At 33.0% G+C, this 12,359-nt stretch carries 13 protein-coding genes; 8 read left to right on the plus strand and 5 right to left on the minus strand.

The window, feature by feature from the left end; translation table 11 throughout:
- Positions 1 to 2: 2 nt before the first annotated feature.
- Both LUU93_RS05620 and LUU93_RS05625 read right to left on the minus strand, forming a co-directional pair.
- A complete protein-coding gene (locus LUU93_RS05620; protein ID WP_232679195.1) occupies positions 3 to 1,706 on the minus strand; it encodes a tetratricopeptide repeat-containing sensor histidine kinase in 1,704 nt (567 codons plus the stop codon).
- 57 nt (positions 1,707 to 1,763) lie between these two features.
- On the minus strand, positions 1,764 to 1,955 hold the full coding sequence (locus LUU93_RS05625) for a hypothetical protein (protein ID WP_232679197.1): 192 nt from the start codon (positions 1,953 to 1,955) through the stop codon (positions 1,764 to 1,766).
- A gap of 344 nt (positions 1,956 to 2,299) precedes the next feature.
- Between LUU93_RS05625 and LUU93_RS05630 the strand changes: the two genes are divergently transcribed.
- From LUU93_RS05630 to LUU93_RS05640, 3 genes are all read left to right on the plus strand, one after another.
- A complete protein-coding gene (locus LUU93_RS05630; RefSeq protein ID WP_232679200.1) occupies positions 2,300 to 3,331 on the plus strand; it encodes a hypothetical protein in 1,032 nt (343 codons plus the stop codon).
- 98 nt (positions 3,332 to 3,429) lie between these two features.
- Positions 3,430 to 3,846 (plus strand): lipocalin family protein, encoded by a 417-nt coding sequence (locus LUU93_RS05635; protein ID WP_232679202.1) that lies wholly within the window; start codon positions 3,430 to 3,432, stop codon positions 3,844 to 3,846.
- A 361-nt stretch (positions 3,847 to 4,207) separates the two neighbouring features.
- Positions 4,208 to 5,644: a glycosyltransferase family 2 protein gene (locus LUU93_RS05640; RefSeq protein ID WP_232679205.1), complete on the plus strand. Its 1,437-nt coding sequence runs from the start codon at positions 4,208 to 4,210 to the stop codon at positions 5,642 to 5,644.
- 51 nt (positions 5,645 to 5,695) lie between these two features.
- Here the strand turns inward: LUU93_RS05640 and LUU93_RS05645 are convergent, their stop codons facing one another.
- The 3 genes from LUU93_RS05645 to LUU93_RS05655 all read right to left on the minus strand — a co-directional run bounded on the left by LUU93_RS05645 (position 5,696) and on the right by LUU93_RS05655 (position 7,901).
- Entirely contained in the window at positions 5,696 to 6,085 is a 390-nt protein-coding gene (locus LUU93_RS05645) for a DUF5367 family protein (RefSeq protein ID WP_232679207.1), read from the minus strand.
- Positions 6,086 to 6,089: 4 nt separating this feature from the next.
- The gene (locus LUU93_RS05650; protein ID WP_232679209.1) at positions 6,090 to 6,920 is read right to left on the minus strand and encodes a Rossmann-fold NAD(P)-binding domain-containing protein; all 831 of its coding nucleotides are present in this window, start codon (positions 6,918 to 6,920) and stop codon (positions 6,090 to 6,092) included.
- 72 nt (positions 6,921 to 6,992) lie between these two features.
- Positions 6,993 to 7,901 carry a helix-turn-helix domain-containing protein gene (locus LUU93_RS05655; protein ID WP_232679211.1) on the minus strand — a complete coding sequence of 303 codons (909 nt, stop codon included), beginning with the start codon at positions 7,899 to 7,901 and terminating at the stop codon, positions 6,993 to 6,995.
- Positions 7,902 to 8,016: 115 nt separating this feature from the next.
- Here LUU93_RS05655 and LUU93_RS05660 point away from each other — a divergent pair, with 115 nt between their 5' ends.
- The 5 genes from LUU93_RS05660 to LUU93_RS05680 all read left to right on the plus strand — a co-directional run bounded on the left by LUU93_RS05660 (position 8,017) and on the right by LUU93_RS05680 (position 12,346).
- Complete coding sequence (locus tag LUU93_RS05660) at positions 8,017 to 8,442, plus strand: NUDIX domain-containing protein (protein WP_232679213.1); 426 nt, start codon at positions 8,017 to 8,019, stop codon at positions 8,440 to 8,442.
- Between the two features lie 161 nt (positions 8,443 to 8,603).
- The gene (locus tag LUU93_RS05665) at positions 8,604 to 9,206 is read left to right on the plus strand and encodes a TetR/AcrR family transcriptional regulator (RefSeq protein WP_232679215.1); all 603 of its coding nucleotides are present in this window, start codon (positions 8,604 to 8,606) and stop codon (positions 9,204 to 9,206) included.
- Positions 9,207 to 9,271: 65 nt separating this feature from the next.
- Positions 9,272 to 10,537: a TolC family protein gene (locus tag LUU93_RS05670; protein ID WP_232679217.1), complete on the plus strand. Its 1,266-nt coding sequence runs from the start codon at positions 9,272 to 9,274 to the stop codon at positions 10,535 to 10,537.
- Between the two features lie 7 nt (positions 10,538 to 10,544).
- A complete protein-coding gene (locus tag LUU93_RS05675) occupies positions 10,545 to 11,438 on the plus strand; it encodes an HlyD family secretion protein (protein ID WP_232679219.1) in 894 nt (297 codons plus the stop codon).
- Positions 11,438 to 12,346 (plus strand): ABC transporter ATP-binding protein, encoded by a 909-nt coding sequence (locus tag LUU93_RS05680; RefSeq protein WP_232679221.1) that lies wholly within the window; start codon positions 11,438 to 11,440, stop codon positions 12,344 to 12,346. Before LUU93_RS05675 ends, LUU93_RS05680 begins: the two co-directional genes overlap by 1 nt.
- The last annotated feature ends 13 nt before the right edge of the window (positions 12,347 to 12,359 follow it).

Consider the following 12,359-nt stretch of genomic DNA (forward strand, 5'->3'; position numbering starts at 1 on the left):
TCTTATTTAGGCGTTGTTATTTTTGCTTTAAAACCTTTATCGGGTTCAGTGTCAAAAGTAATAGTTCCTTTTATGGCCAGAATACGGTTTTCCATATTTTGTAAACCATTTTTTATAATTTTTAATTTTTCAGCACCTTTTCCGTTATCTGTATAGTCAATAAATATCGTTTTTCCATTGCTGTCAAATTTTACAACAACTATTGATGCCTGACTATGCTTTTTCATATTCACCATTAATTCCTGCAAAACTCTGTAAATCGTAACTTTTTTAATCTCATCTACTAAGTCCCAATTCACTTTTTCAATACTGTTAATAATTACGTTCGTCTCATTAGTATTATAAGTAGAAAGCATTTCTTTTAAGTTAACAGCATAATTTGCTTTAGTATCAATATCATTATTCTCTCTCGAAATTCCGCGGACGCGAACATAAATATGATCTAGTTTTTGAATTAAAGTTTCTTTTGTATTCTGAATTTCTAAGGGCTGGGTCTGTGTAAAAGTAATGGTATTAAAAACATCATTTGCCAGTTCATCGTGAATGTCTTTTGCGATTCTGGTTTCGGTATCGTAGGCAGTTTTTATTTTTTCAATTCTGTTTCGGTTCTGATAAAACTTTCTTAAGTAAAGTAATAGAAAGAATAGCGATACAATTCCAATTATAAAAAACATTCTTTGATATTTAGCTTCCTGAAGTGATAATTGATTTTCGGCTTTTTCTAAACGAAGTTTTTGGTTTTCCTCTTTTTCTTTTTTAGAATCGTATTTGATTTTGGCGAATTTATTTTTAAAGTTATTACGGATTTTGATTATACTATCATTTATTGAAATATACTGTTGGGCATATTTTGTTCCCGAACCATTAGAAATTAAAAAAGATAATGCCTTCAGGCGTTCGTCGACACTATTAAATTTAGTAGCAATTTCGTAAGCATTTTTAGCATACTCATTTGATTTTTGAATATCGGTTTTCGAATAAAATTCTGCCAGATGGAAATAACTTTCTATACTTCCGTACGAATCGCCGATTTGTTTTCTCAATTCAAGACTTTCAGTCATTAATTGTAAACCTTTATCATTTAAGCCTTTTTTGAAATAAGCAAAACCTAAATTATCTATAAAACGAGCTTTGTTAGGTATGAAAACTTTTTCGTTTAGTATTTTTTCACTTAGAATTGATTCAAGAATTTTTATAGACTCATTATATTTTTTTTGTTGAATATAAACAACAGCAATATTGTTTAAAGGTGGTTGTCTTGATATAGAATCAGTACAGTCTTTTAAAGCTTCATTATAGTAATAGATTGCTTCATCATAAATAACAAGTTCTTTGTAAGCTATACCAAAGAGGTTATTAATTGCAGCGCTGTAAATATCCTTTTTTTTAATATAAGGCAAAGCTTCTGTCAGCGTTTCATTACTGCCGTAATAGTCTCCATTTATTTGCTGAATAGAGGCCATTTGTATAAGATTATAAACAATGTTGGAACTGTCTTTTATGTTCTCAAACTGTATTTTAGATTTATTAAAATTATAAAATGCACTATTATAATTTTTATCCTGAAAATTCAAAATGGCTTTATCCCGTATAATCATAGCTTCTTTTTTTTCGGGATTATTTTGTAGCACAGCAATGTCTTTTTCTTTTTGGCAGGAAAGAAAAAAAACAAAAAAAAGAGAATAAAAAAACGGGGAACGCAGCATAACACTTACTTTCCCCGAAAATACTAATTAATTCTAAACTATGTAATCTTATTCAGATTATTTTGGTGGTGGAACAATTATTGGTGCATCACCAGGACCATCTGGTGGTGCATCTGCTTGTATACTGTCTCGAACAACATCTCTTTTTGCCTCAGTTTTTTTATTCGTTGTATCAAATTCGTCAGCAGTGCAAGAAAATAAAGTAATACTCAATAGTGCAAATGTGCACATCACAAATAAATTTTTCATGTTTTTAGATTTAAAAATTGGACATGAGTATTGCTGGCCGGAACTTTTCCAGATCTTTTTTAATGGCAGCAATACCAAATTTTGTTTGGGAAGTGAAGTGCGTAGAACAGTAAGATTTTCATCTATACTTCCCGGAATAAAATCCGCCTTACGGTTTTCCGCACTTTTTAATTGAACTAGTTTTGTACATTTGTTTTGACCTGCAGATCAAAGCGCTAACTAATTTTGTTGAGGCAAAGTAAAGACGCTTTGGCGCCAGTATTGATAAGGAATTCCCGGAATTCCTAAAATGTTTAACAATTCTTTGGAATTCCTAAAAATTCCTAAAAAAAAACAACTTGCCTATGTCTAACTTTACTATTGAAGATTATAAAAGAGCTATACAAGAGAAATATAAAAGGGAAATAGTAGCAGATAATTTTCCAAATCCATCGCAAGCAAATCTTAGAAATTTATGTTGGGAAATATTTGAAAGAAATGAGAATCCAAATTCAAATGACTTAATTATTTTTAGATCTTTTTTTGGATTTGATTTTGATCCCACAAAAAGAAATCAGTTTAGGGAGCAGACAGATAGATTTAGGCCTATTGGAAGTTTTTTAAAAGAGGAAACTGATCCTCTAAATATTGAACCTGTTGAACTTGCCGCAATACTTGTAGATTTTCAGCCGCGACCATTTAGAAAGTTTAGAGGTATAGGCGTAATTGGTAATGAAACGCAGTTAAATCCTGATAATTCTACAGTTCCACAACCATTTATTACATATAATGAAAAGAAATTAATTCTTGAATTGAATGAGAAAAGACTGCCTAAAGTTCCTGAACCATTTATTGCGACAAGCCAGGAACAATCAAATTTGGAATTTAATGAGGAAGGAGTAAATATAATAGATGAGGTCCAAAAGGCATTTTTACCAAATACATCAAATCCTGCACGTATTAATCTATTTGTAAATGCTAAAGAAAGAATTTTATATAATTTCAAGAATAGATTAAAGAAAACCGCTGCCGCTACAATAGTTATTTTTGGTTTGATTGGTATAGTAATTTACTTCGCCTTCTTTAAAAATCATTGCATGCAATGGTCAGAAGATCATTATGAAGTTGTGGATTGTTCTTCAAAAGATAATGGAAATTTTAATGAAATAATTCCTCTTGATGAAGATCTTTTAGATTTTAGAAAACTAAAAGCTTGCGATACAACTACTTGTTTTTTGAAAAACGGGGAAGCTTTTGTGTGGTATGGAAAGACGGCAAACGGAATTGACTTTTTTAACGATAATGGTAATGGCAGACATCCGGAAACAAAAGGATCATTACGACCAGTTACGCATTATATTTTTGGTAAATATTTAAAAGGAAAACCTTGTCAATAATGCGATTTATGTAAAATAAACCCAAAATAATGGAAGATTTTGTAAGTATATACGTTTAATTTAGTATTATTAAATTAATTCGATAAAAAACAAATCGCATGAAAAGTAAAAAGATATTATTCGTATTAGCCTTAAGCCTGGGAATGTTTGCTGCGTCTTGCAGCAGCGATGATAATGAAGGAGAAACAATAATTCCATTACAAGGGAAGTACAACCTAAGTAAAACCGGGACAATTGTTAATGGACAAGAAGTTTTAGTCGATGCTCCACAAAACCAAGAAGGATGCAGCAGAGATTATTTAGAACTAAAATTGAGTAATGCAGCAGTCATAGGTGATTATGACGGCTCAAATTGTGCCTTAGTAGAAACTACAGGAACTTACGTAAGATCTCATAATGATTTAACTATTACTATTGGTAATGCAAGTACAACCAGTGATATTATGAACCTTACTAATAAAGAGTTGAAAATAAAAGATAAAACTACTGGTGTAATTACAGTTTATACCAGATAAGAAATTGGCTTTAAGGTAAATTCCTAATTCAGGAGAATCAGGAACGAAAACGGAAATAACTTAGTAAAGTTGTTTCCGTTTTTTTATTTACGCACTTCTTTGCGGTTGCAAAAATCCCTTATTTTGCTACTGGTTACACATTAAAAACTGTATAAACATTCTACAAAGTGTAAAAAAAATATACACATCATTTTATGTAATAATTCATAAACTGCTTAAATTCAGTTTAAAACCTAAATGGCACAACGCTTGCAAATTGGGAACATGTCATTCTTTAATTTCTTTGATGTTTACTTAGAAAAATGCAAAGAAAACTATTTGATAAAAGCCATTTTAGAGAATTAATACAAACAAACAGGACATGGAAAGCGAAACAATTATTTCAAAACAATTTTATGCAGGAGGCGATATTAGCAGCGAAGTAATCAGCCCGTCTATTTTTAAAATAAATAACAACTCAGCAAAAAAACATATCGAAAGACCAAAAAGTATTTTTGGCTTTATGGTTCTTGCAGCAACATTTTTAGTATTGATTGCAGGATCTCTTTTAGTTCTTCAATTACAGCCGGATTTTGATCAGCTGCATTTAGAAAGATTAAACTCAACGGGAGGAATTATTTTCCTGATAATTACCGTAACATTATTCCTTTTTAAAGCCGGAATGTTCCTTTACAACGTATTTCTTTACTTTAAATATAAGCCAATCGAATCTGTTTCAGATGAATTACTGCCAGCTTGTACTGTAATTGTTCCGGCTTATAATGAAGGAAAATTAGTTTATGAAACTTTAATGAGTTTGGCCGAAAGTGATTTCCCTGCTCACAAATTAGAGCTTTTGGCAATCGACGATGGAAGCAAAGATGATACGTGGTACTGGATTCAGCAGGCAAAATTAAAATTAGGTGATCGTGTTTCTATTTTTCAGCAGCCACAAAATAAAGGAAAACGCCACGCCCTATACCGTGGATTTAATTTAGGAAAAGGAGAGATTTTTGTAACTGTTGATTCTGATTCAATTGTTAAAAAAGACACTTTAAGAAACCTGGTAAGTCCGTTTGTAGTTGACGAAAAATGCGGTGCCGTTGCAGGAAACGTTCAGGTTTTGAATAATGAAAAAGCAATTTTGCCAAAAATGCTAAACGTAAGTTTTGTAATGAGTTTTGAATTCATGCGTTCTGCAGAAAGCTCACTTGGTTCAGTACTTTGTACGCCCGGAGCTTTAGCAGCTTATAGACGAAACGCTGTTTTTGCCTGTCTGCCGGAATGGATTGACCAGACTTTTATGGGACAGCCTTCAGATATTGGTGAAGACCGTGCGATGACCAACATGATCTTAAAACAAGGACATCACGTATTGTTTCAAAGAAATGCTTACGTATTAACAAACGTTCCTGAAGATTACAAAGGTTTATATAAAATGTTCATTAGATGGGGAAGAAGTAATGTTCGTGAAAACATTATGATGGCAAAATATGTTTGGAAAGATTTTAGAAAAGAATCTAAAGTTGGAGCAAGATTATTGTTTACAGAGCAGTCATTGAGAATCATTTTGACGTATCCTTTTTTTATTTTTATGTTCTATTTTATTGCAACACATCCTTTATTGTTTATTAGCTCTACGCTTTTAGGAATATTGCTTGTATCAAGTTTTTCAGTTGTATTTTATGCAAAAAGATATTCTTTAGGAGAAGCATTTTGGGCCTATTCTTACAGCGTTTTCTATACTTTTTCATTGTTTTGGATTGCGCCGTACTCTATTATTACAGCCCATAAAAAAGGGTGGCTGACACGAGGTTGATAAATTCCACAGACTACTATTATATTTTTAATCCGAAAAACTCCTGTTCCACTAAACAGGAGTTTTTTTATTGATCTGCTTTCGCCAGAGAAAAACAGAAACTGCATTTACAAAAGCCAGAATCCATAAAATTGGACTTGTAAAAAAGCTCTCGTAACTTCTTCCGTTAGGAATTTCTACAAAAGGAACCGTAATAATAACGTCCAGAAACAAAGCTGTAAGCGACATTATAATCCCGAGCTGCAGACCATTTATTTTATAATTTTTCCGATAATAAAACTTTGCAGAACCAATGGCGAAAAACACTATGGAAATCGCCGCAATAACCGACTGCCATAAAAAGGAATCTTTTACAACTGGAATTTGTTCTAAAATATAAAAGGAAAAACTAACGGCAAACCAAATCAAAATTCCTGAAAATAATGCTCTGATATATTTCATGTTCTTAATTTTCAGGATTCCAGATTCCGGTTTTGGCAGTTTCTTCTGCATAAGCGCTGAAATCTTTCGCTTTTCTGCCCAGAACTTTTTCAATATCAGAAGTTACATTCGAATTTCTTCCGTCTAAAACCTGTTCAAAAAGGTAATTTACCAGCCAGATATGATCTTCAGGAACCTGATATTCTTTTAGCATTTGTGCATATTCTTCTAAACTCAAACTCTGAAAAGAAATGTTTCTGCTGCTTGCATTGGCAATTTCGTTTACCGCATCTTTAAAAGTTAGTAATCTCGGCCCGGTTAATTCATACGTTTTTCCGTTATGACTCTCATCCAGAAGTGCTGCTGTTACAACATCGGCAATATCATCGGCATCGGTAAAAGGTTCGAGTGCTTCAGCTCTTGGTAAAGCGACAATTCCGTACAAAATTGGATCTAAAAAGAAGCTTTCGCTAAAGTTTTGATTAAACCAGCTTGCACGTACAATGGTCCAGTTTTTGGCATTTTTCTTTACAATTTCTTCGCAGACCTGTGCTTCTTGTTCGCCTCTTCCAGAAAGTAAAACTATTTTTTGTACTCCAGATTTTGTGGCAAGATTGGTGAAATTTTCTATCGCATCTGCCGCAAAAGGAACAGCCAGATCCGGTTGAAAAGTAATGTAAACCGTATCGATTCCGTTTACAACATTTTCCCAGGTTTCTGGTTTTTCCCAGTCAAATGGAATTTTTTCATTTCGGGAACCTAAACTAATTTCAACTTCAGGATTATTTTCTAATCTTGCGGCGACTCTGCGTCCTGTTTTTCCATTAGAACCCAGAACTAAAATTTTCTTTTTCATATCAATATCGTTTTAAATGATTACTGATACAAAGTTGGTTAGATTAAAAAAGAATCATTTGTCGTAAAAGAATTATGATTTGTTTGAAAAGAACTGCTGTTTTACATCATTTGGACGCATTCCGAATTTTTTATGAAAAGCATTCGAAAACGAACTCAGACTTTCATAACCAACTTCCCAAGCCGATTCCTGAACTGTTTTTTCGCTTTCGCGAAGTAATTCATACGCTTTATTCAACCGTTCTTCCTGGACATATTTAAAAACCGGAATGCCAAAAAGTTCTTTAAAATTCTTCTTCAGTTTATTACTGTTCAGCCCAACCATTTGTGATAATTGAGTAATCGACGGCGGCGTAGAATAATTGGTAGTAACAATTTCTTTAGCCTGAAAAAGTTTGTTTTTATCAATTTCAGATAAATCTGGTTTTTTATCAGAAGCTAAAAGTGCATAAAAATGAGCCAAAAGTTCATTGACCTGACTTTTTAAAAACAGCAAACGAGTATTTCCGGTATACGATGTATTAAAGATTTTTTGAACCGCCAGCTGCATTTCTAGCGTCATATAAAAAGACGGGCCTTTTACAAAATGCTCTTTCGGATTTAATAACTGCGGCAGATAATTTTCAAAAATTTCCCTTTCAGCCTGCGGAAGCGAATTCAGATTTTTCAGTTTTGTAAAAATACTAATTGACTGCAAAGGTTTATCGGGTTCGATTTTATGAGAGAATTCTACTTTTTGATTTCCAAAGAAACAAATTGCCAAACCCGTTGTATTCGTCAAATATTTTGTTTGTTTATTATGCTTGATTTCCAGCTCAACATTGCCAGAACCATAAAATGCAAAACCTACGGCATCTCCGTCTATTTCACATTTCTGAACTATAGTTTTGGTAGTATCAGACTGCTCTACTAAAACAATACAATCATGTAATTCTATAATATCTGTAGTCATAATTGAAGCTGATGTTAGAATAAAAAGCATGAAAAGTTACCATTTATTTTTTAAATAGAGATTGCTCAAATGCGGGCGATCATTTGCTTATTTTTGCAGGGTTACAGGTCGTTATGCCCAAAAACTAATATATTATTTAAATTTTATGAGCGAATTAATTGGATTTAATGTCAGAGTTTATGCGTTTTGTGTAAATGAAAGCAAAGTTTTAGCGCTGCACGAAAGCTATGCCGGAACAAATCTTTGCAAACTGCCGGGAGGCGGACTTGAATTTGGCGAAGGCACAATTGACTGCCTGCATAGAGAATTTCAGGAAGAACTGAATTTAAAAATAGAAGTTGTAAAGCATATTTATACACAAGAAAATTTTATAGAGTCCAGAATGAAAGATAATAAGCAGATTTTTACTATTTATTATCTTGTTAAGATCCTTAATATTGAAGCGTTAGATGTTCAAATTCCAACTATTGAAAAATTAGAATGGTTCGATATTAATTCAGAGACTAATCCTTTGGTTCTTCCTACCGATAAAATCGCCTTTGAAAAATTAAAAAGCGATTATATTCTTTAATATTTGTTTGGTTTTTCCTTTAAATCATAAATAAAAATCCTTCTTTTTGCGTAATTGATTTCAGGATTTTAATATCAGTTTAAAAAATATTTTTAATCATTTGATTAAATCTTTTGTTTAATTCAAAATCATTTTTATCTTTGCCAAAGATTTACCACAATATGGCACCAAAAAGCAAAGACGCAAGTACCGAAGAAAAAATAAAAGAAGCGGCAAGAATTGTATTCACTCAAAAAGGATATTCTGCTACGCGTACTCGTGATATTGCAGAAGAAGCAGGAATTAATCTGGCGCTTTTAAATTATTATTTCAGAAGTAAAGAAAAACTTTTTGAACTCGTAATGGCCGAGAAAGTTGCAAAATTATTTGGTGTAATTGCGCCCATAGTTAACAACGATAAAACTTCATTAGAAGAAAAAGTAGCCTTGATTGTAGAAGCATATATTGAAATGCTGAGCCAAAATCCGGGTTTGCCTTTATTCGTTTTAAGCGAAATTCGAAATAATCCCGAACATTTTGGAAACAGAATGCAGGCCGGAAAATTATTGACAGATTCCTATTTGGTAAAACAATTAAAAGAAAAAAAGCCAGATATACATCCGCTGCATTTTATAGTAAATGTTTTGTCAATGTCGATTTTTCCTTTCATTGCCAAACCTGTTTTTGAATCGGCTGGAGTAATGACTTCAGAGCAGTTAGACAACTTTGCAGAAGAAAGAAAAACATTAATTGTGCAGTGGTTTAAAGCTATGATAAATTCGTAGCTATTTTTTTGGACTAAATTTAATCAAATGATTAAAACGGATTATTAAATATTAAAAAATTGAGTATGAAAAGGTTATTTGTAGTTATACTGGTTTTTCTTCCAGTATTTCACTTTTATGCACAGCAAAATGACAAGTTGTTACGACTTCAGGATTGTTATGCATTAGCAGAAGAAAATTATCCGTTATCTAAAAAGAGGGATTTAATTGCCAAAAGCAGTCAATTCACGATTGATAATATTGCCAAAGGTTATTATCCCAAATTCGACATTTTTGGTCAGGCAGCGTATCAGTCAGATGTTACAAAGCTGCCGGTTAGTCTTCCGGGGGTAGATGTCCCGATTTTAAATAAAGATCAATACCGCGCTTACGCAGAAGTAAACCAGCTCATTTATGACGGAGGAAACTTAAAACAGCAGAAAGAAATCGTAGAAAAACAAACCAAAGTGTCAGAGCAGCAGCTTCAGGTTGATTTGTATGCGGTAAAACAAAAAGTAACCGAACTTTATTTTGGAATATTGGTTTTTGACGAACAATTGCACCAAAGTGATTTACTCAAAAATGATATTAATATTGGAATCAAAACGGTTCAGGCACAACTTAATAACGGCACAGCTTACAGAAGCAGTCTTGATTTGCTTAAAGCAGAATATCTAAAAGCAGACCAAACAGCAATTGGAATCCGCAATTATAAAAAAGCGTATTTAGACATGCTTGGGCTTTTTATCAATTTAGAATTATCTCAAAACACAAAATTAGAAACTCCGGATAATATTGTAAATTCAATAGAAATTAACCGCCCTGAATTACAGCTTTTTAATTACAAAAATGAAAGTTTGGAACTGGGTAAAAAAACAGTTGATATTGCCAATCTGCCAAAGTTTAATTTCTTCCTGCAGGGCGGTTACGGAAATCCGGGGCTAAATATGCTTGAAGTGGGCTGGAAATCCTATTACATTGGCGGAGTAAGACTAAACTGGTCTTTAACGGGACTTTATACAGATAAAAAGCAAAAACAGATTATTGACATTAATAAGCAGCAGCTAGAAGTCGATAAAGAAGTTTTTCTTTTTAATACCAACCAATCTATAAAACAGCAAAGTGCAGAAATAGCAAAACTCGAAGAATATCTGGTTTCTGACAATGAAATTATAACTCTGAGAAACAATGTTAAAAAAGCAGCTTTGGCACAATTAGACAATGGCGTAATTGATTCCAGTGATTATCTGCGAGAAGTAAATGAAGAAAATGCCGCAGCGCAAAATAAAATCATTCATGAAACAGATTTGCTTTTGGCAAAATATAGACAAAAATTAATAACCGGTAATTAAGCATAAGATGAAAAAAACAGCATTTATAATAATAGCCGCAGCGGCAATATCATGTTCTGATAATAAGAACGAATTTGATGCAACAGGAACTTTTGAAGCAGTAGAAACCATTATTCCGGCAGAAGCGGGCGGTATAATCAAGGAGTTAAAAGTTGAAGAAGGAAATGTTTTAAAAGAAAACCAAGTTGTAGGTTATATAGACACGATACAGCTTTCGCTGAAACGAGATCAGCTTTTGGCACAAATAAAAGCAACGCAGAGTAAAAAGCCAGATATCAACTCACAGTTAGATGTTTACAGAGAAGAACTAAAACAAGCAAAATTAGATCAGCAGCGTATGCAGAATCTGGTAAAAGCCGATGCAGCAACGAGAAAACAGCTCGATGATGCAATGACAAAAGTTTCGGTTATTCAAAAACAAATTACCGCTTTACAAATACAGCTTAATATTAGTACAACCGGAATCGATGATGAAACCCAAACCTTAAAAGTTCAGGTAAGTCAAATTAAAGATCAGCTGGCTAAATCAAAAATTGTCAATAAAACGAACGGAACGGTTTTGACAAAATATGCAGAGGCTGGAGAGATGGCGGCAATTGGTAAACCGCTTTATAAAATTGCCGATTTATCAACAATAATTTTAAGAGCTTATATTACCGGAGATCAATTGCCAAGCGTAAAATTAAACGACAATGTAAAAGTTTTTACAGATGCAGCAGACAAAACTTATAAAGAATACAGCGGTGTTGTAGAATGGATTAGCGACAAAGCTGAGTTTACGCCAAAAACAATTCAGACAAAAGACGAACGTGCCAATTTGGTTTATGCTGTTAAAGTGAGAGTGAAAAATGATGGGTATCTGAAAATTGGAATGTACGGCGAAATCAAACTTTTAAAATAATGGAATCGGTTGTTGTAAAAAATATTACCAAAACCTACGGAAAGGAAAAAAAAGCTGCTGTAAATGATGTTTCATTTTCTGTAAACAAAGGCGAACTTTTTGGATTAATCGGTCCGGACGGCGCAGGAAAAACAAGTATTTTCAGAATCCTGACCACGCTTTTACTGGCAGATAATGGTTCGGCTTCTATTGACGGACTCGATGTAGTAAAAGATTTTAAATCCATTAGAAATACCATTGGTTATATGCCTGGGAAATTCTCTTTATATCAGGATTTAACGGTAGAAGAAAATCTGAATTTTTTCGCCACATTATTCGAAACCACGATTCAGGAAAATTACGATTTAATCAAAGATATTTATATTCAGATTGAACCTTTTAAAACCCGTAGAGCAGGAAAATTATCCGGCGGAATGAAACAAAAACTGGCTTTGTGCTGTGCCTTAATTCATAAACCAAATGTTTTATTTCTCGATGAGCCTACAACCGGAGTTGATCCTGTTTCCAGAAAAGAATTTTGGGAAATGCTTCAAAAACTGAAAAAACAGGATATTACCATTATCGTTTCGACACCTTATATGGATGAAGCCAATCTTTGTGATCGTATTGCATTGATTCAGGATGGAAAAATTCTTTCGATTGACAGTCCGAAAAATATAATCCAAAATTATCCTGATGTGCTTTTTGCTGTAAAAGCAGCTAATATGTATGAGCTTTTAAAGGCTTTGGCTGAATATCCAAATCGGTTAATGAGTTATGCTTTTGGAGAATTTGCTCATTTTTCTTTTAAAGAAAATCCAAACAAAGCAGATTTATTACAGTTTTTGGAAACAAAAGGAATTAAAAATATAGAGATAAAAGAAGCTGCCGTAACAATTGAAGACAGTTTTATTAAGCTCTTAAGTTAAAATATTGCCAGGC

Source organism: Flavobacterium soyae (assembly GCF_021245985.1).
GTDB lineage: Bacteria > Bacteroidota > Bacteroidia > Flavobacteriales > Flavobacteriaceae > Flavobacterium > Flavobacterium soyae.